General features: G+C 68.0%; 15 protein-coding genes, 1 rRNA gene, 2 pseudogenes and 2 riboswitches. Of the genes and pseudogenes, 3 read left to right on the top strand and 15 right to left on the bottom strand.

The features are described 5' to 3' along the window. Nucleotides 1-5: 5 nt before the first annotated feature. The 3 genes from kdpB to kdpF are packed head-to-tail and all read right to left on the bottom strand — an operon-like array spanning nt 6 to nt 3,858. Nucleotides 6-2,111 (bottom strand): potassium-transporting ATPase subunit KdpB, encoded by a 2,106-nt coding sequence (gene kdpB / locus OG866_RS36755; RefSeq protein ID WP_329341526.1) that lies wholly within the window; start codon nt 2,109-2,111, stop codon nt 6-8. Further along, nucleotides 2,108-3,772 (bottom strand): potassium-transporting ATPase subunit KdpA, encoded by a 1,665-nt coding sequence (gene kdpA, locus OG866_RS36750; RefSeq protein ID WP_329341524.1) that lies wholly within the window; start codon nt 3,770-3,772, stop codon nt 2,108-2,110. Before kdpA ends, kdpB begins: the two co-directional genes overlap by 4 nt. An 8-nt stretch (nt 3,773-3,780) precedes the next feature. Further along, the gene (gene kdpF, locus OG866_RS36745) at nt 3,781-3,858 is read right to left on the bottom strand and encodes a K(+)-transporting ATPase subunit F (RefSeq protein WP_443063672.1); all 78 of its coding nucleotides are present in this window, start codon (nt 3,856-3,858) and stop codon (nt 3,781-3,783) included. Nucleotides 3,859-4,472: 614 nt separating this feature from the next. Here kdpF and OG866_RS36740 point away from each other — a divergent pair. Next, nucleotides 4,473-6,461 carry an APC family permease gene (locus OG866_RS36740; RefSeq protein WP_329341520.1) on the top strand — a complete coding sequence of 663 codons (1,989 nt, stop codon included), beginning with the start codon at nt 4,473-4,475 and terminating at the stop codon, nt 6,459-6,461. A 78-nt stretch (nt 6,462-6,539) separates the two neighbouring features. Beyond that, nucleotides 6,540-6,959, top strand: a complete 420-nt coding sequence (locus OG866_RS36735) for a TOBE domain-containing protein (protein ID WP_329341518.1) — start codon at nt 6,540-6,542, stop codon at nt 6,957-6,959. A gap of 67 nt (nt 6,960-7,026) precedes the next feature. Here the strand turns inward: OG866_RS36735 and gcvP are convergent, their stop codons facing one another. After that, entirely contained in the window at nt 7,027-9,912 is a 2,886-nt protein-coding gene (gene gcvP / locus OG866_RS36730; RefSeq protein WP_329341516.1) for an aminomethyl-transferring glycine dehydrogenase, read from the bottom strand. A 70-nt stretch (nt 9,913-9,982) separates the two neighbouring features. Beyond that, nucleotides 9,983-10,080, bottom strand: a riboswitch (glycine riboswitch). Nucleotides 10,081-10,086: 6 nt separating this feature from the next. Next, nucleotides 10,087-10,183, bottom strand: a riboswitch (glycine riboswitch). Nucleotides 10,184-10,314: 131 nt separating this feature from the next. Here gcvP and OG866_RS36725 point away from each other — a divergent pair. Then, nucleotides 10,315-10,683: pseudogene (locus OG866_RS36725) on the top strand (PRC-barrel domain-containing protein); the annotation flags it as partial. Here OG866_RS36725 and OG866_RS36720 read toward each other — a convergent pair. The 11 genes and pseudogenes from OG866_RS36720 to rrf all read right to left on the bottom strand — a co-directional run bounded on the left by OG866_RS36720 (nt 10,608) and on the right by rrf (nt 20,993). Then, nucleotides 10,608-12,130: pseudogene (locus tag OG866_RS36720) on the bottom strand (DNA polymerase IV). The pseudogenes OG866_RS36725 and OG866_RS36720 overlap by 76 nt on opposite strands. Nucleotides 12,131-12,188: 58 nt before the next feature. Beyond that, on the bottom strand, nt 12,189-12,839 hold the full coding sequence (locus OG866_RS36715; protein WP_329341512.1) for a MerR family transcriptional regulator: 651 nt from the start codon (nt 12,837-12,839) through the stop codon (nt 12,189-12,191). Nucleotides 12,840-13,112: 273 nt separating this feature from the next. Then, on the bottom strand, nt 13,113-13,586 hold the full coding sequence (locus OG866_RS36710; RefSeq protein ID WP_004002801.1) for a bifunctional nuclease family protein: 474 nt from the start codon (nt 13,584-13,586) through the stop codon (nt 13,113-13,115). A gap of 77 nt (nt 13,587-13,663) precedes the next feature. Next, nucleotides 13,664-14,404 (bottom strand): transcriptional regulator FtsR, encoded by a 741-nt coding sequence (gene ftsR, locus OG866_RS36705; protein ID WP_329341511.1) that lies wholly within the window; start codon nt 14,402-14,404, stop codon nt 13,664-13,666. 18 nt (nt 14,405-14,422) lie between these two features. Next, nucleotides 14,423-15,313, bottom strand: coding sequence for an FHA domain-containing protein (locus tag OG866_RS36700; RefSeq protein WP_329341509.1), 891 nt, complete (start codon nt 15,311-15,313; stop codon nt 14,423-14,425). Nucleotides 15,314-15,374: 61 nt separating this feature from the next. After that, on the bottom strand, nt 15,375-16,208 hold the full coding sequence (locus OG866_RS36695; RefSeq protein WP_329341507.1) for a DUF881 domain-containing protein: 834 nt from the start codon (nt 16,206-16,208) through the stop codon (nt 15,375-15,377). 5 nt (nt 16,209-16,213) lie between these two features. Beyond that, nucleotides 16,214-16,546 (bottom strand): small basic family protein, encoded by a 333-nt coding sequence (locus OG866_RS36690; protein WP_003988855.1) that lies wholly within the window; start codon nt 16,544-16,546, stop codon nt 16,214-16,216. Then, nucleotides 16,543-17,379 carry a DUF881 domain-containing protein gene (locus tag OG866_RS36685; RefSeq protein WP_329341505.1) on the bottom strand — a complete coding sequence of 279 codons (837 nt, stop codon included), beginning with the start codon at nt 17,377-17,379 and terminating at the stop codon, nt 16,543-16,545. The genes OG866_RS36690 and OG866_RS36685 overlap by 4 nt, the downstream gene beginning before the upstream one ends. Nucleotides 17,380-17,546: 167 nt before the next feature. After that, a complete protein-coding gene (locus tag OG866_RS36680; protein WP_329341503.1) occupies nt 17,547-20,042 on the bottom strand; it encodes a mannose-1-phosphate guanyltransferase in 2,496 nt (831 codons plus the stop codon). A gap of 116 nt (nt 20,043-20,158) precedes the next feature. Continuing rightward, complete coding sequence (locus tag OG866_RS36675) at nt 20,159-20,767, bottom strand: CDP-alcohol phosphatidyltransferase family protein (RefSeq protein ID WP_329341502.1); 609 nt, start codon at nt 20,765-20,767, stop codon at nt 20,159-20,161. 109 nt (nt 20,768-20,876) lie between these two features. Next, nucleotides 20,877-20,993: ribosomal RNA gene (gene rrf / locus OG866_RS36670) — 5S ribosomal RNA — on the bottom strand. Between the last annotated feature and the right edge of the window lie 66 nt (nt 20,994-21,059).

Here is a 21,059-nt window from a genome sequence, read left to right as displayed (position 1 = left end):
GGCGATCAACCGATTCCGGGGATCAGGGAGATGAGCAGGTCGATGATCTTGATGCCGACGAACGGGGCGACCAGGCCGCCCAGCCCGTAGACGGTGAGGTTCCTGCGCAGCAGCCTGTCCGCGCTCACCGGCCGGTACCGCACGCCCTTCAGGGACAGCGGCACCAGCGCGACGATGATCAGCGCGTTGAAGATGACGGCCGACAGGATCGCAGAGTCAGGCGAGGCCAGACCCATCACATTGAGCTTGTCCAGGCCCGGATAGACGGCCGCGAACAGCGCCGGGATGATCGCGAAGTACTTCGCGACGTCGTTGGCGATCGAGAACGTGGTCAACGCTCCCCGGGTGATCAGCAGTTGCTTGCCGATCGCGACGATCTCGATGAGCTTGGTCGGATCGGAGTCGAGGTCGACCATGTTGCCGGCCTCCTTGGCTGCCGACGTACCCGTGTTCATGGCCACACCGACGTCCGCCTGGGCCAGCGCGGGCGCGTCGTTGGTGCCGTCACCGGTCATGGCGACCAGCTTGCCGCCGGCCTGCTCCCGCTTGATGAGCGCCATCTTGTCCTCGGGAGTCGCCTCCGCGAGGAAGTCGTCGACACCCGCCTCCTCGGCGATCGCCTTGGCGGTCAACGGATTGTCACCGGTGATCATGACGGTCTTGATGCCCATGCGGCGCAGTTCCGCGAACCGCTCCCGCATGCCGTCCTTGACGACGTCCTTGAGGTGGATGACGCCCAACACCCGTGCCCCGTCGGCGTCTTCGACGGCCACGAGCAACGGGGTCCCGCCCTCCTGCGCTATCCGCTCGGCCAACTCCCGGGCGTCCTCACCGATTTCACCGCCCTGCTCCACCACCCAGGCGATGACCGAACCGGCCGCGCCCTTGCGGACCCTGCGCCCGTCGACATCCACCCCCGACATCCGCGTCTGCGCGGTAAAGGCGATCCACTCGGCACCGTGCAGCTCACGCTCCCGCAGCCCGTACCTCTCCTTCGCCAGTACGACCACGGAGCGGCCCTCGGGCGTCTCGTCGGCCAGCGAAGACAGTTGGGCGGCGTCGGCGACCTCGGCCTCGGTCGCCCCGCGCACCGGCACGAACTCGGCGGCCTGGCGGTTGCCGAGCGTGATGGTGCCGGTCTTGTCGAGCAGCAGCGTGGAGACGTCACCGGCGGCCTCGACCGCACGCCCTGACATGGCGAGGACGTTGCGCTGCACCAGCCGGTCCATGCCGGCGATGCCGATCGCGGACAGCAGGGCACCGATGGTCGTGGGGATGAGGCAGACCAGCAGCGCGACCAGCACGGTCATCGTCAGATGAGTGCCCGCGTAGTCGGCGAGCGGCGGCAGCGTGGCCACCGCCAGCAGGAACACGATCGTCAGCGACGCGAGCAGGATGTTGAGCGCGATCTCGTTCGGCGTCTTCTGCCGGGCCGCGCCCTCGACCAGGTTGATCATCCGGTCGATGAAGGTCTCACCGGGCTTCGTCGTGATCTTGATGACGATGCGGTCGGAGAGAACCTTCGTACCGCCGGTCACGGCGGAACGGTCACCCCCCGACTCCCGGATCACCGGCGCCGACTCACCGGTGATGGCCGACTCGTCGACGGAGGCGACACCCTCGACCACGTCACCGTCGCCGGGGATGACGTCACCGGCCTCGCAGACGACCAGGTCCCCGATCCTCAGCTCGGTGCCGGCGACCACGGTCCCGTCGGCCTTGCGCGCCACGGTGTCCGTCTTGGCCTTGCGCAGGGTGTCGGCCTGCGCCTTCCCGCGGCCCTCGGCGACGGCCTCCGCCAGGTTGGCGAAGATCACGGTCAGCCAGAGCCAGGCGCTGATGGTCCAGCCGAACCAGTCGCCCGGGTCCTTGAAAGAGAAGACCGTGGTCAGCACAGAGCCGATCCACACCACGAACATCACCGGGGACTTGACCATCACCCGTGGATCGAGCTTGCGGACGGCGTCCGGCAGCGACCTGAGCAGCTGACCGGGGTCGAAGAGGCCGGCCCCGACGCGGCGCTCCGGGGGCCTGTGCCCGGTGGGCGCGTCCGGGTGGGGCGCAAGGGCGGGAGTGGACATCGCGTCCTGTTTCTGTATGTCGGTGGTCATGACGCCAGCCCCTCCGCCAGCGGCCCCAGCGCGAGCGCCGGGAAGTAGGTGAGCCCGGTGATGATGAGGATCGCGCCCACCAACAGGCCGGTGAACAGCGGCTTTTCCGTCCGCAAGGTGCCTGCCGTGGCCGGCACCGGCCGCTGCTCGGCGAGCGAACCGGCGAGCGCCAGCACGAACACCATCGGCAGGAAGCGGCCCAGCAGCATGCACAGGCCCAAAGTGGTGTTGAACCACTGCGTGTCCGCGTTCAGACCGGCGAACGCCGAACCGTTGTTGTTGGAGGCGGACGTATAGGCGTACAGGATCTCGGAGAACCCGTGCGCTCCGCTGTTGGTCATCGAGTGGACCGGCGTGGGCAGGGCCATCGCGAACGCGGTGAAGACGAGCACCAGCGCCGGGGTGATCAGGATGTAGCAGGCCGCGAGCTTGATCTCACGGGGGCCGATCTTCTTGCCCAGGTACTCGGGCGTACGGCCGACCATCAGACCGGCGATGAACACCGCGATGACCGCCATGATCAGCATGCCGTAGAGGCCGGAGCCGGTACCGCCGGGCGCGATCTCCCCCAGCATCATGCCGAGCATGGTGATCCCGCCGCCGAGTCCGGTGAAGGAGGAGTGGAAGGAGTCCACCGCGCCGGTCGAGGTGAGCGTGGTCGCCGTGGCGAAGATCGAGGAGGCGCCGACGCCGAAGCGGGTCTCCTTGCCCTCCATCGACCCGCCGGCGATCTCGAACGCCGGGCCGTGGTGGGCGAATTCGGTCCACATCATCAGGGCGGTGAAGCCGAGCCAGATGGTGGCCATGGTCGCGAGGATCGCGTACCCCTGCCGGACCGAGCCGACCATGATGCCGAAGGTCCGGGTCAGCGCGAACGGGATGACGAGGATCAGGAAGATCTCGAAGAGGTTGCTGAAGGGAGTGGGATTCTCAAACGGATGCGCGGAGTTGGCGTTGAAGTAGCCACCGCCGTTGGTGCCCAGCTCCTTGATGGCCTCCTGCGAGGCGACGGCGCCACCGTTCCACTGCTGCGAACTCCCCATGAACTGCCCGACCTCGTGGATGCCGGAGAAGTTCTGGATGACACCGCACGCGACCAGCACAACCGCGGCGGCAAAAGCCCCGGGCACCAGAATCCGTACGACCCCCCGCACCAAGTCGGCCCAGAAGTTGCCGAGTTCACCGGTCCGGGACCGCGCGAACCCGCGCACCAGAGCCACCGCCACCGCCATGCCGACGGCCGCCGAGACAAAGTTCTGGACCGCCAGCCCGGCGGTCTGCACGACATGCCCCATGGCCTGTTCGCCGGAGTACGACTGCCAGTTGGTGTTGGTCACGAAGGACACGGCGGTGTTGAACGCCTGGTCGGGATCGATCGAGGAGAAGCCGAGCGAACCGGGCAGGACGCCCTGCATCCGCAGCAGCCCGTACAGGAACAGAACCCCGGCCGTGGAGAAGGCGAGGACGCCCCGCAGATACGCGGTCCAGCGCATCTCGGTGTCGGGATCGGCACCGATGCCCCGGTAGATCCATCTCTCGACACGCCAGTGCTTGTCGGAGGAGTAGACCTTGGCCATGTGGTTGCCGAGGGGAACGTAGGCGAGAGCCAGCGCGCCGATCAGGGCGAGCAGTTGGAGAACGCCTGCGAGGACGGGACCCATGTCAGTTCTCAGAACCTCTCCGGGAAGAGCAGGGCGAGGACGAGATAGCCCAGCAGGGCGACGGCCACGACGAGGCCGATGCCCATCTCACAATTGGATGCAGCTTCGGCGGTCACAGCTTCGTCACCCCCTTGGCGACGAGAGCCACCAGCGCGAAGCACGCGATCGTGGTGACGACGAAGGCCAGATCGGCCATCGTGAGCTCCTGGGGTGAGGTTCGTTGGACAGGGACGATTCGCGGAACGAATCGAGGAACGATCCGAGCAAACCCCCTGCACGACCGGAATCACCCGCCGTTGACGGCTCCCATACGGCCCTCCGCGCGCCTTTGACGGATCTCTTACGCCGGCGTCGTAGCCGCTGCCACGGCCGCTCGGGCTCACGACTGCAACCGCAACCACGACCCCGACCGAAACCACGACCCCGACCACGACCCTGATAACACTGGGTGTTCACCCCACCCGGTCCACCGCCGCCTCCCCGTGCGACGCACCGCCCGGCCCCACCCCGCAACCTCGCCTCCTGACCTGCGGCCGACGCGCACAGGGCCAGTCTTAACGGACTTTTGACGCCCGCGACCCCCCTGATCCATGGGCCCATGCGTCACTCTCCGCTTACGCTGATCCCGCCGTCCGTGTGATGGCCGGAACCGCACGGATCACACGGAACCGCATCCCGAGCCGCACACCAGGAGCCCCCGATGGCCACCACCGAACACCCCCCACCCAGTCGCCTGCGCGCCTGGATGCTGGAGGGCCTGTCCGACATGGGCAAGGGCCAGGGCCACGGCGAGCCGGCTGAACCGACCGGGCGGACCGAGCGCACCGGGCAGACCGGGTCCGAGCCGGAACACCAGGGCCAGCGCTGGTACCGCGTCATGTGCCTGACCGGCGTCGACTACTTCTCGACCCTCGGCTACCAGCCGGGCATCGCGGCCCTGGCGGCCGGCCTCCTGTCCCCGATCGCGACGATCGTGCTGGTGATCGTCACCCTCGCGGGCGCGCTGCCCGTGTACCGGCGCGTCGCCGAGGAGAGCCCCCACGGCCAGGGCTCCATCGCGATGCTGGAACGCCTGCTCACCTTCTGGAAGGGCAAGCTCTTCGTCCTCACCCTGCTCGGCTTCGCCGCCACCGACTTCCTGATCACCATCACCCTGTCGGCAGCGGACGCCTCGACCCACCTCGTCGAGAACCCGCACCTCAACAGTGCCCTGCACGACCACCAGATGCTGATCACCCTCGTCCTCGTGGCCCTGCTCGGCGCGGTGTTCCTCAAGGGCTTCCTGGAGGCCATCGGCGTAGCGGTCTTCCTGGTGGGCCTCTACCTGGCCCTCAACGTCGTCGTGGTGATCGTCGGCCTGTGGCACGTCGCCACCGCCGGCCACGTGGTCACCAACTGGTCCAGCGCCCTGACCGCCGAGCACGGCAACGTCTTCGTGATGATCGGCGTGGCCCTGGTCGTCTTCCCCAAGCTCGCCCTCGGCCTCTCCGGTTTCGAGACCGGCGTCGCGGTCATGCCGCACGTCAAGGGCGACCCCGGTGAGACGGAGGAGAACCCGGCGGGCCGCATCCGGGACACGAAGAAGCTCCTCACCACGGCCGCGCTCATCATGAGCTGCTTCCTCATCGCGACCAGTTTCATCACCACCCTCCTCATCCCGGAGAAGGAGTTCGAGTCGGGCGGCCAGGCCAACGGCCGCGCCCTCGCCTTCCTCGCCCACGAGTACCTGGGCGGCGCCTTCGGCACGGTGTACGACGTGTCGACCATCGCCATCCTGTGGTTCGCCGGAGCCTCCGCGATGGCAGGCCTGCTGAACCTGATGCCCCGCTATCTCCCCCGCTACGGCATGGCCCCGCACTGGGCCCGCGCCGTCCGCCCCATGGTCATCGTCTTCACCCTGATCGCCTTCCTGGTCACCTGGATCTTCGACGCCGACGTCGACGCCCAGGGCGGTGCGTACGCCACCGGCGTCCTCGTCCTGATCAGCTCGGCGGCGATCGCGGTGACGATCGCCGCGCGGAAGGCGGGTCAGCGTGGCTGGACGATCGCCTTCGCGGTGATCTCCGCGGTCTTCCTCTACACGACGGTCGTCAACGTCATCGAGCGCCCGGACGGCGTGAAGATCGGCGCCTGCTTCATCGCGGGCATCATCCTGGTCTCCCTCCTGTCCCGACTGGCCCGCGCCTTCGAACTCCGCGTGACGAGCGTGTCCCTGGACCCCATGGCGGAACGATTCATCAGGGACATGGCCAGCCGCAAGATCCGCTTCATCGCCAACGAGCCCGACAAGCGGGACAAGGCCGAGTACCGCGACAAGATCGAGCAGATCCGCGAGGACAACGACATCCCCGGCCAGGAGGACTTCGTCTTCGTCGAGGTCACGGTCACCGACCCCTCGGAGTTCGAGGCCGGCCTCACGGTCCGCGGCGAGGTCCTGCACAACCGCTACCGAGTCCTGACCCTGGAGTCGTCCTCCATCCCCAACGCCTTGGCCGCCCTGCTCCTCCACGTCCGCGACACCACTGCCTGCACTCCCCACATCTACTTCGAGTGGACCGAGGGCAGCCCGTTCGCCAACTTCCTCCGCTTCTTCCTCTTCGGCCAGGGCGAGGTGGCCCCGGTGACCCGAGAGGTCCTCCGCGAGGCAGAACCAGACCGGGCCCGCCGCCCAAGGGTCCACACGGGCTGAGGCCCCCACCCACCCGCGTCCACCGCGACACCATCAACAACACGCCCAAAGCCCCCCAAACCCCTACGGTTGATGCTCATGACCCTGAGCATCCGCAACCAGCTCCCCGGCACAGTCACCACCATCACCACCGGCGAAGTCATGGCCACCATCGGCATCCGCCTCACCGGCGGCCAGAACCTCACCGCGGCGATCACCAAGGAATCCGTGACCGACCTCGGCCTCACCGAGGGCTCCGCCGTCCGCGCCCTCATCAAGTCGACGGAGGTAGCTCTCGCCACCGCCCCGGTGACGGGCCTGTCCATCCGCAACCAACTCCCCGGCACGGTCACCGCCGTCGCCACGGGCGCCGCGATGGCCTCCGTGAAGATCGCGTTCGATGGCACCGAACTGACTGCCGCCATCACCAAGGACGCCGCGGCCGACCTCTCCCTCGCGGCCGGCGCCTCGGTAGTGGCCCTGATCAAGTCGACCGAGATCTCCGTGACAACGGCGTAACAGGACGCCGTACGCCCCCCAAACGAAAAGGGCCCCGCCGAAGCGGGGCCCTTGTTCACATCCGAGCTCAGTGGTCGTACGCGTCCAGCGGCGGGCACGAGCACACCAGGTTCCGGTCTCCGAAGGCCTGGTCGATCCGCCGCACCGGCGGCCAGTACTTGTCGGCGACCACGACCCCGCTCGGGAACACGGCCTCCTCACGGCTGTACGCGTGCTCCCAGTCACCCCCGAGCGCCCCGGCGGTGTGCGGGGCGTTCCGCAGCGGGTTGTCCTCCGCGGGCCACTCCCCGGAACCGACCTTCTCGATCTCCGCGCGAATGGCGATCATCGCGTCGCAGAACCGATCCAGCTCGATGATGTCCTCGGACTCGGTCGGCTCGATCATCAGCGTCCCGGCCACCGGGAACGACATCGTCGGCGCGTGGAACCCGTAGTCGATGAGCCGCTTGGCCACGTCGTCCACACTCACACCCGTCGCCTTGGTCAGCGGCCGCAGATCGATGATGCATTCGTGCGCGACCAGCCCACCGGGCCCGGTGTAGAGCACCGGGTAGTGCGGCTCCAGCCGCTTGGCGATGTAGTTGGCGCTCAGCACCGCCACCTGCGTGGCCCGCTTCAGCCCTTCGCCGCCCATCAGCCGCACATAGGCCCAGGAGATCGGCAGGATCCCCGCGGACCCCCAGGGCGCGGCGGAGATCGGCCCCACACCCGTCTCCGGACCGGCCGCGGGCTGCAACGGGTGGTTCGGCAGATACGGCGCCAGATGCGCCCGCACACCCACCGGCCCCACGCCCGGACCGCCGCCACCATGCGGGATGCAGAACGTCTTGTGCAGATTCAGATGCGAGACGTCCCCACCGAAGTGCCCCGGCTTGGCGAGCCCGACCAGCGCGTTGAGGTTGGCGCCGTCGACATACACCTGCCCACCGGCCTCGTGCACCTGCGCGCAGATGTCGGCGACATGCTCCTCGAAGACACCGTGCGTCGAGGGGTACGTGATCATCAGCACCGAGAGCTCGTCCCGGTGCTGCTCGATCTTCGCCCGCAGATCCTCGACGTCGATCTCACCGTCCTCGGCGGTCTTCACGACGACGACCTTCATGCCGGCCATCACAGCGCTCGCGGCATTGGTCCCATGCGCGGAGGACGGAATCAGACACACAGTCCGCTGCTCATCACCGTTGGCCCGGTGGTATCCCCGTACGGCGAGCAGTCCGGCCAGCTCCCCCTGCGACCCGGCGTTGGGCTGCAACGACACCTTGTCGTACCCGGTGACCTCCGCGAGCCGCTCCTCCAGCTCACGGATGAGCGTCAGATAGCCCTGCGCCTGCCCGGCGGGCGCGAAGGGGTGCAGCTGCCCGAACTCCGGCCAGGTGACCGGCTCCATCTCGGTGGTGGCGTTGAGCTTCATGGTGCAGGAGCCCAGCGGGATCATGCCGCGGTCGAGCGCGTAGTCCCGGTCGGCGAGCCGACGCAGATAGCGCAGCATCGCGGTCTCGGACCGGTACTGGTGGAAGACGGGGTGGGCCAGGAACTCGTCCGTCCGCACCATGGCGTCCGGCAGCGCGTCCTCGGCCGCCGCGTCCAGCGCCTCGACGTCCCCTTCGACCCCGAACGCGGTCCATACGGCGCCCAGCTGGGCCCGCGTGGTGGTCTCGTCGCAGGCGACGGAGATGTGATCGGCGTCGACGAGCCGCAGGTTGACCCCGTTCTCCTCGGCGGCGGCGACGACCTCGCCGGCCTTGCCGGGCACCCGTACGGTCACGGTGTCGAAGTAGGCGCCGTGCACGACCTCGACCCCACCGGCGGTGAGCCCCGCGGCGAGGACACGGGCGTACCGGTGGGTCCGCCGGGCGATGCCCTTGAGCCCCTCCGGCCCGTGGTAGACGGCGTACATCCCCGCCATCACCGCGAGCAGCACCTGGGCGGTGCAGATGTTGCTGGTGGCCTTCTCCCGCCGGATGTGCTGCTCACGAGTCTGGAGGGCGAGCCGGTACGCCTTGTTCCCGTCCGCGTCCACGGACACACCCACGAGCCGCCCGGGCAGGCTGCGCGCGAACTTCTCGTGCACCGCCATGTAACCGGCGTGCGGCCCGCCGAAGCCCATCGGCACCCCGAACCGCTGCGTGGTCCCGACGGCGATGTCGGCTCCGAGCTCGCCGGGCGACTTCAGCAACGTCAGCGCCAGCAGATCGGCGGCGACGGTCACCAGGGCTCCCAGCTCGTGCGCCTGGTCGATGACGGCCTTGATGTCGCGTACGGCACCGGAGGCGCCCGGGTACTGGAGGAGCACGCCGTTGATCTCCCGCGCGGCGATGTCGGCGGGAATCCCGTCGCTGAGGTCGGCGACGACGACCTCGACACCGGTCGGCTCGGCGCGGGTCTCGATGACGGCGACGGTCTGCGGCAACGCGTCCGCGTCGACCAGGAACAGCCCCTTCTTGTTCTTGCCCATGCGCCGGGACAGCGCCAGCGCCTCGGCGGCGGCCGTGCCCTCGTCGAGCAGCGAGGCACCGGAGGTCGGCAGCCCGGTGAGCTCGGCGACCATGGTCTGGAAGTTGAGGAGGGCCTCGAGCCGACCCTGGGAGATCTCGGGCTGGTAGGGCGTGTAGGCCGTGTACCAGGCGGGGTTCTCCATGACGTTGCGCAGGATGACGGGCGGGGTGAAGGTCCCGTAGTACCCGAGCCCGATCATGGACCCGAGAACCTGGTTCCGGTCGGCGAGCGACCGAAGCTCGGCCAGCACCTCGGCCTCGGTACGCGCCCCCGGCAGATCAAGGGAGTCGGCGTTCTTGATCACATCCGGCACCGCGGCGGCGGTGAGCTCGTCCAGCGAGCCGTAGCCGACCTGCGCGAGCATCTTGGCCCGGGCCTCGTGGTCGGGGCCGATGTGACGCTGCTCGAAGGGGATCCCCTGCTCGAGTTCGGTGAGCGGAGTGCGGTGGGCGGTCATTGCGGAGGCCTCCTGGTCTGACGCGACCTTTGAGGGACACCACGGCTGCGGGTCCCGGCGGCCTCCCCCTCTGTCATCTCAACCTGAGAGCTTCACCGGACACCCGAAGGTGCCCGGCTTTCACCGTCGGTGAGAGCGGAAGCCGTCGACACCCGCTCTGCTTTCCAGAGTGGCCTCGTCAGTGCGGTACGTGGGCCTGAGAGATTCCGGGGAGGATTTGCTCCTTCGGCGCCTCCGGACGATCTCCGGAGGACTCTCCCGCACAGGGTCAACAGCCGCTTGCCAGCCTACCAGCGCGCAAAATGCGGATCCCTGGAGGAGCCCTCGAGTGGCCACCGGTCTCAATCTGCTCTTTTGTAGTGCTTACGGATGAGTTGCGAGTCGCGACGTAGTGGAGGGCCCGTGCAGACCGATATCGATCCGCGCAACCTGATCGGCCGCAAGGCGATGGACCGCAACGGCATCAAGATCGGCACGATCGACGAGGTCTACCTCGACGACGCGACCGGCGTGCCCGAGTGGGCGGCCATACGCACCGGCCTGTTCTCCAGGGACGCCTTCGTCCCCCTGGAGCCGAGCGAACTGATCGAGGGCTCCTTGCGAGTCCCCTTCGACCGCTCCTTGATCAAGGACGCCCCCGACTTCGGCGTGGGCCGCCACCTCTCCCCCGACCAGGAACTCCAGCTCTACCACCACTACGGCCTGGACGTGGCCCCCGCACCCCCACTCCCGGACCGAGACTTCGGCAAACTGGCAGGCACAGAGGACGCGGACGCCTAACCCCGAAGCCCTCCACAGGGGCCACCCGCACCCGACAACGAGACTGTCACGGGTGGTGCGGGTGGGAACACAAATCCGGCCGAAGGCCGGATGCGACCCCACCCCCCTCCGCCACCAACGGCAATGGCTCAGCCACAGCCAACAACGCATCATCAACCCGAAACGTCCGCACCCTCCCCGGTCCGGAATCCGGCGTCTCGAACCGCACCGTCACCCGCCCCAGCCCACTCCCCTGAACCCACCCGTGCCCGAACTCGGCATGCACCACGTCGTGCCCCGCAACAAACCGCCGCTCGACAGCCACCTCCACCGCCTCCGCAGCCACCACATCCCCCGGCTCCTCCTCGGCCAGTTCCCCCAGATCCCCCGCGGCCTGCGCGAACAGATCCTCCTGCGTGTAGTCGGCCAGCCCGGAAACCCCCACCCCCAGCAACCGCACACCCCCCGTCGTGTCCACGGACTCCAACAACCGAGCCGCGGCCTCCCGCACGACCGCCGGATCATCGGTGGGCCCCCGCAGCGTCTCGGACCGGGTCAGCGTGGAGAAGTCGTACCGCCGCACCTTGAGCACGATCGTCCGCCCCGACAACCCGGCCCCCCGCAGCCTCCGCACACACCGGTCGGCCAGCCGCTGCACCTCCATGCCCACCCGCAGCCGATCGTGGATGTCGACGTCGTACGTGTCCTCCACCGACACCGACTTGGTCTCCCGCTCCGCCACCACCGGCCGCTCGTCATGCGCCAACGCCATGGCGTACAGCCCGTGCCCGTGCGCCTTCCCCAGCAGCCGTACGAGCTCGTCCTCCCCGGCCTCGACGATCTCCTCGACCGTGTGGATCCCGGCCCGCCGCAGATGGTCCCCGGTGGCCGGCCCCACTCCCGGCAGGATCCGCACGGACATCGGCCCGAGCAGCCCTCGCTCGGTCCCCGGATCGATCACCACCAGACCGTCGGGCTTGGCCTGCTCGGACGCGATCTTCGCGAGCATCTTGGACGCCGCGAGTCCCACCGAGCCCGTGAGCCCGGTGACCGCCCGTATGTCGGCACGCAGCTTCTCCCCCACCAGCCGCGCCGAGCCCTCGTCCCAGGCCACGCCCCCGGCCTCCAGATCCACGAACGCCTCATCGAGGCTCAGCGGCTCCACAAGCGGCGACAGCGCCCGCAGCAGCGCCATCACCTGCTCACTGATCGACCGGTAGAACCCGAAGCGCGGCACGAGATACGCGGCATTCGGCGCCAGCCGCCGCGCCTGCGCCATCGGCATCGCCGAATGGACTCCGAAGACCCGGGCCTCGTACGACGCGGTGGCCACCACACCACGCGGTCCCAGCCCGCCCACGACGACGGCCTTCCCGCGCAGACTCGGCTTGGACGCCTGCTCCGCCGAGGCGAAGAAGGCATCCATGTCGAGATGCAGGATCGTGGGCGCGTTTCTCACATGTCCGATGCTGCCCTACGCCACTGACAATGCCCTCGGTAATGCCCCGGGCAGAGCCTCAGACGGCCCGATTGCCCCGCCGCCGCGCCAGCTCGTCGGCGGGGTTGTTCCCCACCAGCGTCTCGCCGGTGTCGATCCGCTCCCCGTGCAACTGCGACAAGGCGCTCTCGACGTCCCGCCACACCACACCCACGGCGATCCCGAAGATGCCCTGGCCGCCCTGGAGCAGCGCGTGGACCTCGTCGGGCGAGGTGCACTCGTAGACCGTGGCGCCGTCGCTCATCAGCGTCATGCGTTCCAGGTCCCGGAAACCGCGCTCCCTGAGATGCTGCACGGCGGTACGGATGTTCTGGAGCGACACACCGGTGTCGAGGAACCGCTTGACGATCTTCAGGACGACAACGTCCCGGAAGCTGTACAGCCGCTGCGTCCCCGACCCGTAGGCGGGCCGCACACTCGGCTCGACGAGCCCGGTACGCGCCCAGTAGTCGAGTTGGCGATAGGTGATGCCGGCGGCCGCGCAGGCCGTCGGACCGCGGTAGCCGATCTCCTCGGACGCCATGGACGTCGCCCCTCCGCCACTGCTCGGCACGGCCGCCGGTCGCTGCGGAACGTGATCGGCCGCGCTGCCGTAAAGCGGGTACGGACCGCTCGCCCCGAGACTGCGTCCGGGGGCACCCCCAGCCGTACCGTCGCCGCTGCTTCTCACGCCGACCTCCGTCCTTGACCTGCCTTCTCGACGGTAGGCAGTCACCTGGGGCACGTCAACGATCGCCACACTCGGCACGCCGAGTGATAATCACCCTAGGAGTGGTTTCCCGTACCCCACCGCGGGGAAAGGCTAGCCGAATGCGCTTGAGGCGGGCCGTAGGACGCTCTCACACGCCGGTGGCAAATGCCAGCATTTCCGTGATGACCGGACACACCCGCTCCGGACACACCCGCCCCGTCACGGACCGCGCGTCCGCCGGGCCGGCCCCGCTCACTGACTGCTGGTGCCGAAGTCCTCCGGCGAGATCTGGTCGAGGAACTCGCGGAACTTCTCCACCTCGTCCTCCTGCTCGTCCGGGATCGCGATCCCGGCGTCGTCGAGCACACCGTCGCTGCCGTAGATCGGCGTTCCGGTGCGCAGCGCCAGCGCTATGGCGTCGGAGGGCCGGGCACTCACCTCGACCCCGCTGGCGAAGACCAGCTCCGCGTAGAAGACGCCCTCACGCAGGTCCGTGATGCGCACTTCGGTGAGCTCCTGGCCGACGGCCTCCAGCACGTCCTTGAACAGGTCGTGGGTCAGCGGTCGTGCGGGGGCCATGCCCTGCTGGGCGAAGGCGATCGCCGTCGCCTCCCCCGGCCCGATCCAGATGGGGAGGTAACGGTCGCCTCCCACTTCACGCAGAAGCACGATCGGTTGGTTGGAGGGCATTTCGACCCGGACACCTACGACATCGAGCTCGTTCACACAGCAACCCTAGGCCGTGCCCGGGACGTTTGGGTAGTCGGGCCGGAAACGGGGGGCGGATCCGACACCCACGCCCTTCAGGGCAGCCGTACACCGAGGGCCGTCTGCACCAGCGCCGCGTGCAGCTTCACCGTGAGCCCCGCCAGTTCCTTCGTACGCGCCTCCGCGTGCGCCCGGGTCTGCGGATTGCGGTGACGCTTCAGCGGGGCCACCACCTGGTCCACAAGGCCCGCCTCACGGTCGGCGGCGGCCTTCATCGCCCGCAGATGCCGCGGCTCGATCCCGAACCGCCCCAGCTCGACGACGAGCGCCGCCACGGTGACCGCCTCGGCGTCGTACGCCCCGTCCGGCAACGGAGCGATGAGCCCGTACGACTCCCACTCCTTGAGCTCCTGCTCACCGATCTCGGCGGCCGCCATCAGCTCGGCCCGGCCGATCCGCGCCGCCGTAGGGGCCTCCCAGGGGTCCGGAAGGGCTTCCCCTCCGTCCCGCTGGCGCCCCACCACCGGCAGTGCCACGGCCTCACCGCGCTCCATGGCGTCCAGGTACTCCCGGATCACCTTGAGCGGCAGATAGTGGTCCCGCTGCATCCGCAGCACATGGCCGAGGCGCTCGACGTCCTCCGCACTGAACTTGCGGTACCCCGAAGGGGTCCGTTGCGGCTCGATGAGCCCCTCGGACTCCAGGAAGCGGATCTTGGAGATGGTGACTTCGGGAAACTCGTCGCGCAGCACGTTGAGCACCGTGCCGATGCTCATCAGCCCACTGTCCGCGGCGGCGGCACCGTGACCGGCACCGCCGCTCGGTGTTTGAAGCATGGACCTTCCCTGACGGGGTCAGTAGCCCCGCTGGCTCGCGTAGAAGACCAGCCGGTACTTGCCGATCTGTACCTCGTCCCCGTTGTGCAGCGGCACCGTGTCGATCCGCTCCCGGTTCACATACGTGCCGTTGAGGCTGCCGACGTCGCCCACGGTGAACGAACCGTCCTGCTGGCGACGGAACTCCACGTGGCGGCGCGACACCGTCACGTCGTCCAGGAAGATGTCGCTCTGCGGATGACGACCGGCCGTGGTCAGATCGCCGTCCAGCAGGAAGCGGCTGCCCGAGTTCGGGCCGCGGCGCACGACCAGGAGCGCGGAACCCAGCGGCAGCGCGTCGACGGCCGCCTGCGCCTCCGGGGAGAGCATGGGCACCTGTGTCTGACCGGTGACCTCGGCGTCGTAGGCCTCAAGACCGGAGATGGAGATGGTGGAGGTCGTCTCGGACGGGCGCTCGGGCGCACCGCGCAACGGCGCACCGCAGTTGGAGCAGAAGCGGCTGTTCTCCGCGTTGCGGTTACCGCACCTCGTACACACCAGGGCCGACATGGAAAACTCTCCACCCGTACTCGAGGTTGACGGTTGCCCGAAACCTATGCCGCCGGACTGCGCAGGGTCAACCGGCGCGCCCTGCGCTCCGGGAGCGTCACCGCCCACCTGGTCCCGGAACAGGGGGCGCTGGCCCTCCGCGTCTGGCTGTGCGCGATGACGAGCGGTCGCGTTCGCATTGCCGCTACCCTCTCGCGCGCTCTTGCCGAACAACTTCGCAAACAACTTCACGGGCGATTCCCCTTGACCGAAACAGACCCGCCCGTGGGGCAGGACGAACCCTGATTGCATACACCGGCCGACCCGGACATCCTGACAACGTCCGTATCCACCAGACAGTTTCCACCACGCACCACCCAATCGGTGCGCCGACCCCCCGCAACCTCATGCCCTGGCCGGACGTCCCTCATGCACCCGCGGTTCACCGGGAGGACGACCGAGCGTAGTCAGGCTGCTTCGCGGCTCGCAAGGCGTCCACGACGATCTTGGTCGACCGCTCGACGGTGACCGTGGCCTGCTCCTTCTCCAGAGTCTGCACCACGCCTCCAGGAATGTTGAGCGCCGGTTCCAGGTCCTGCGGTTTGCCGATGACCTTGAAACGATAGGGAGCGTTGATCTTGTTCCCGTCGACGCTCACGCTGTTGCCCGAGTCGGTCAGATAGGTGCCGGCCACCACACGCACACCGTTCACCTGGATCGCCTCGGCACCGGCCGCGCGCAGCTCCTGGATCGTGTCGAGCAGCATGTCCGCCTCGACCGTCCCCTTCGTGTCCTCGATCGTCATCGTGATGCCCGGCCCCTGCGCGGCCACCGTGCCCGCCAGGATGCCGAGTTGCCGCTCCTTCTCCAACGTCTGCTTGCGGGCCTCCTCCGCCTGGTCCGAGCTGTTCTCCAACTCGTCCCGCTGGTTCTCGAGACCCTGCTTCTCGTCCTCAAGACGCTGTGTACGGTCATCGAGTTCATCGAGGATGCGAACAAGATCTTCCTGCCGGGCACCGCGCAGCGCGCTGTCGCCGTCGCTGTTCGACGCCACCTGCACGGCCAGCCCGAAGCCGAGGCCGAACAACAGCACGGCGACGATCAGTTGGGCACGGGTGACCCTCGGCGGCCACAGCCCCTGAACCAGCCGCTGCCGGCCGGTCAGCCCGGGCTTCTCGTCCTTCCGCGACGCCGCCGCCTCCGGGGCCGTCGCGGGCCGCTCCTCGGGCAGTTCCTTGCGCAGCCTGTTCTCCGGCGTGCCGTCCTGGTCGCTCATCGGCCTCACGCCCGGAAGACGTGGCGACGGATCGCCGCGGCGTTCGAGAAGATCCGGATACCGAGGACGACGACCACACCGGTGGACAGCTGGGCCCCCACGCCCAACTTGTCGCCCAGGAACACGATCAGCGCGGCGACGACCACGTTGGACAGGAACGACACCACGAAGACCTTGTCGTCGAAGATGCCGTCGAGCATGGCCCGCAGACCGCCGAAGACGGCGTCGAGCGCCGCCACGACGGCGATCGGCAGATAAGGCTCGACGACCGCCGGAACCTCAGGCCGGACCAAGAGCCCGGCCACGACTCCCACGACGAGGCCCAGTACGGCGATCACGATGTGCCCTTCTCAGTTCTCGGCTGTGCTGTACGTACGATCACACTCGTTGCTGCGGGCAACCGGAGATCCCCCTCTACGGAGATGCCCGTCCGGATGCCGTAGTTCTCTTGCAGGGCGTTGAGATAGAGCCCGTCGGCGCTGTTCTGGAACCTGGTGCTCAGCCGCTGCCCGTCCCCCACCGCGAGCACCGTGTACGGCGGCACCAGCGGCCTGTTGTCGACCAGTATCGCGTCGCCCGCGGCCCTGATCGCGGACAGCGCCGTCAGCCGCTGTCCGTTGATGGAGATGGCCTCCGCGCCCGATTCCCACAGCCCGTTGACCACGCGCTGCATGTCCCGGTCCCGGACCCGACCGGTGTCGGAGAACCCGGAGGTCTCCCGCGGATCGCCGTCGCCACCGGTGGTGGCCTCCTTGGCATCGTCCACGACCAGCTTCACACCGGGTCCGTGGACGGCCGTGGCACCCGACAGAATGCCGACCAGGTCCGCCTGCCCACTGCCGCCGCTGTCCCGGAGCGCCTCACGTTGCATGGCGCTCACATCGTCCCGAAGGTCGTCGACCGTGCCCTCGAGCTTGTCGGCCGTGTCCGTCTCACGGTCGATACGGTCGATCAGCTCCTCGCGCTCCTTGGCTACGACGGGAGCCGCGACGCGTGCCTGCGCCGCACCGACGGTCACGACCAGAGCCGCCAGCACCAGGCCGGCGGCGAGACCGAGCTTCGCCCGCAGTGTCTTCGGCAGGCCCCCCTCGCCCGCGGCCTTCTTCCGAGCGGCCGCCTCCGCATACCCGTCGTCGAGGCTGTGGTCCATGACGTTGGTGAGCAGCGACATGGATGCGTCCGGGCGCGAGGGGCGCGTAGGAGTGCTCCGAACGGGGGGCTGCTGCGGCATGCCGCACATCGTCGCACGTCGCGACCACTACCTCCGAATGGCCCCACCGGCGTGCCGGACAGGCCCCCTTGGGGACACTTGTCCGGCACGCGCGCGTGCAGTGCTTCTCAGCGTCCGGCGCTGTCCACGACCGCCGACCACTCGTCGAGCAGCGCCTGGGCGGAGGCGTCATCGGGCCCTTCGGCCCACAGATGGGTGACCGCCTCGGCGGGGTCGGGCAGCACCATGACCCATCGCCCGTCGGTCTCCACGACCCGCACTCCGTCGGTCGTGTCGACAAAGCGATCCCCGGCTGCCTCCACGACCCGGCGCATCACAAGTCCCTTGACCGCCCAGGGAGTAGCCAGATCCCGTTTGAGGACATGCGCCCGCGGAATCCGCGCGTCGATCTGGCTGAGCGTGAGCTGCGTCCGCGCCACCAGCCCGATCAGCCGCACAAAGGCCGCCGTACCGTCGAACACACTGCTGAACTCGGGCACGATGAAGGCGCCCTTGCCGTCACCGCCGAAGATGGTCGAGTCATCCCGCCCGACCCGTGTCAGGTCGTCGGGCGACGTCGTCGTCCACTCCACCTGCGTCCCGTGGTACGCGGCGACCTGCTCGGCGATCCGCGTGGTGGTCACCGGCAGTGCCACCCGCCCGCTGCGCCGCTCCGCGGCCACCAGGTCGAGCATGACGAGCAGCGCCCGGTCGTCCTCGACGATCCGTCCCTTCTCGTCGACCAGCGACAGCCGCTCACCGACCGGGTCGAACCGCACCCCGAACGCCGCCCGCGACGACGCCACGATCTCCCCGAGCCGCACAAGACCCGACCGCCGCACATCCGCGGTCTCCGTAGGACGCGACTCATCGAGACCCGGGTTGACGGTCAGCGAGTCCACCCCGAGCTTGCCGAGCAGACTGGGCAACACAAGCCCGGCGCTACCGTTCGACGCGTCGACGACGACCTTCAGCCCCGACTCGGCGATACCCGTCGTATCGACGTTCCGCAGCAGCGACCCGGTGTACGAGTCGAACACACTCGCGGGGAAGTGCAGATCCCCGATCTCCCCCGGGAACGCACGGCGGTACTCCTGCCGCGCGAACACCCGGTCCAGCTTCCGCTGACTGCCCTGCGACAGGTCGGCGCCGCGCCCGTCGAAGAACATGATGTCGACGGAGTCCGGCACCCCGGGCGTCGTCCGAATCATGATGCCGCCCGCACTGCCCCGCGCGGTCTGCTGCCGGGCCACGGGCAGCGGTACGTTCTCCAGATCCCGTACGTCGATGGCGCTGGCCTGCAACGCGGAGATGACCGCTCTCTTCAGCGCACGCGCGCCACGCGAGTGGTCGCGGGCCGTGGTGACGGTCGACCCCTTCTTCAGCGTCGTCGCATAAGCGCCGGCGAGACGCACGGCCAGCTCGGGAGTGATCTCCACGTTCAGAATCCCCGACACCCCACGGGCACCGAAGAGATGCGCCTGCCCCCGCGATTCCCAGATCACCGAGGTGTTGACGAAGGCACCGGCCTCGATGGTCTTGAACGGGTAGACCCGCACATTGCCCTGAACGATCGATTCTTCACCGATGAGGCACTCGTCGCCGATGACCGCGCCGTCCTCGATCCGTGCCGCACGCATGATGTCGGTGTTCTTACCGACGACACAGCCACGCAGATTGCTGTGCTGCCCGACGTAGACGTTGTCGTGCACCACGGCCTTGTGCAGAAACGCCCCGCTCTTCACGACGACGTTGGACCCCACGACCGTGTGCTCACGGATCTCGGCGCCGGCCTCGACCTTGGCGTAGTCCCCGATGTAGAGCGGGCCCCGAAGAACGGCGTCGGGATGCACTTCCGCACCCTCGGCCACCCACACACCCGGCGAGAGCTCGAAGCCGTCGATCTCGACGTCGACCTTGCCCTCCAGGACGTCCGCCTGGGCCTTCACATAGCTCTCGTGGGTACCGACGTCCTCCCAGTACCCCTCGGCGACAAAGCCGTAGATCGGCTTGCCTTCCTTCATCAGCTGAGGGAAGACATCACCGGACCAGTCGACGGGCACATCGGCCTCGACATAGTCGAAGACCTCGGGCTCCATCACATAGATGCCGGTGTTCACCGTGTCGGAGAAGACCTGCCCCCAGGTCGGCTTCTCGAGGAAGCGCTCGACCTTTCCTTCTTCGTCGACGATGGTGATACCGAATTCCAGCGGATTGGGTACGCGCGTCAGACAGACAGTGACCAGCGCGCCCTTCTCCTTGTGGAAATTGATCAGCTCGGTGAGGTCGAAGTCAGTCAGGGCATCGCCGGAGATGACGAGGAAGGCATCGTCCTTCAACGCCTCTTCGGCGTTCTTGACGCTTCCGGCGGTACCGAGTGGCTTCTCCTCGTTGGCATAGGAGAGCTCCATTCCGAGCTCTTCGCCGTCACCGAAGTAGTTCTTGACCAGTGAGGCCAGGAACTGAACAGTAACGACGGTCTCGTTGAGCCCATGCCTTTTGAGCAGCCTCAGAACGTGCTCCATGATCGGGCGGTTGGCCACGGGCAGGAGCGGCTTGGGCATGCTCGAGGTCATGGGGCGAAGGCGTGTGCCTTCACCTCCGGCCATCACGACGGCCTTCATGTCGGAAGCGTCCTCCTCACAAGAGACGACGGTCTAGCCGACTTCACCCGTCCAGATTGTCCCGCACTTTTCCACCGCGGGCCATCGCGCCACTAAGGCTGCGCCAATCGACGAGTTCAATCGGCCATGGCGTCCGCACGGATCAGTCGGCGGACTTGTACCACGTAGAGGACTCCTGCCCACCAGTACAGCGTTGTACCCCAACCTGCGAACGCCCATCCGAAAATAGCAGCGAGTGACGGCAACCAGCCAGTTCCGTCACTGAGCAGTAGCAAGGGGAAGGCATACATCAAGTTGAACGTGGCGGCCTTGCCAAGGAAGTTCACCTGCGGCGGCGGATAGCCATGGCGCCGGAGGATACCCACCATCACCAGCAGGACCAGCTCTCGCGCCAGCAGTGCAGCGGTCAACCAGATGGGCAGAATCTCGCGCCAGGTCAGTCCGACCAAAGTCGAGAGAATGTAGAGCCGGTCTGCCGCGGGATCCAGGAGCCGGCCGAGGCTGCTGATCTGGTTCCAGCGCCGGGCGAGCTTGCCGTCCAGATAGTCACTGACTCCACTGAAGGCCAGCACCAGAAGCGCCCAACCGTCACTCTGGGGCCCTCCGAACTCAGGCCTGAGGATCAACCACAGGAAGAGGGGCACACCAACGAGCCGCGCCATGCTGAGGATGTTGGGGATGGTGAGGACCCGATCCGTTTGGACGCGAGTCTCCTGGACCTCCACCCGGGGGCCTCCTGTGGGAAACGTACCAACGATGCCCCCTGACCCTACCTCAACACAAAAAAGCTCCGGCTCTCGGGCGGTATGCCCAAGAGCCGGAGCTATAAAAGGAGTTCGGCGGCGTCCTACTCTCCCACAGGGTCCCCCCTGCAGTACCATCGGCGCTGTAAGGCTTAGCTTCCGGGTTCGGAATGTAACCGGGCGTTTCCCTCACGCTATGACCACCGAAACACTATGAAACTGTCAAACATGCCGCACCACACCCGTGACCATGGGCATGGGGCCGTTCGTGGTT

The sequence above is a fragment of the Streptomyces sp. NBC_00663 genome (assembly GCF_036226885.1).
Taxonomy (GTDB): Bacteria; Actinomycetota; Actinomycetes; order Streptomycetales; family Streptomycetaceae; genus Streptomyces.
Note: the sequence above shows the minus strand (reverse complement) of the source record. Positions and strands in the feature narration are given on the sequence as shown.

Bases quoted from the DNA above. Each gene is read 5' to 3' on its own strand.
- kdpF (WP_443063672.1), bottom strand. From the start codon at position 3,858: ATGGGCATCGGCCTCGTCGTGGCCGTCGCCCTGCTGGGCTATCTCGTC.
- kdpB (WP_329341526.1), bottom strand. From the start codon at position 2,111: ATGACCACCGACATACAGAAACAGGACGCGATGTCCACTCCCGCCCTT.
- OG866_RS36735 (WP_329341518.1), top strand. From the start codon at position 6,540: ATGACCCTGAGCATCCGCAACCAGCTCCCCGGCACAGTCACCACCATC.
- OG866_RS36685 (WP_329341505.1), bottom strand. From the start codon at position 17,379: ATGTCGCTGCTCACCAACGTCATGGACCACAGCCTCGACGACGGGTAT.
- kdpA (WP_329341524.1), bottom strand. From the start codon at position 3,772: ATGGGTCCCGTCCTCGCAGGCGTTCTCCAACTGCTCGCCCTGATCGGC.
- OG866_RS36695 (WP_329341507.1), bottom strand. From the start codon at position 16,208: ATGAGCGACCAGGACGGCACGCCGGAGAACAGGCTGCGCAAGGAACTG.
- gcvP (WP_329341516.1), bottom strand. From the start codon at position 9,912: ATGACCGCCCACCGCACTCCGCTCACCGAACTCGAGCAGGGGATCCCC.
- OG866_RS36680 (WP_329341503.1), bottom strand. From the start codon at position 20,042: ATGAAGGCCGTCGTGATGGCCGGAGGTGAAGGCACACGCCTTCGCCCC.
- ftsR (WP_329341511.1), bottom strand. From the start codon at position 14,404: ATGCTTCAAACACCGAGCGGCGGTGCCGGTCACGGTGCCGCCGCCGCG.
- OG866_RS36740 (WP_329341520.1), top strand. From the start codon at position 4,473: ATGGCCACCACCGAACACCCCCCACCCAGTCGCCTGCGCGCCTGGATG.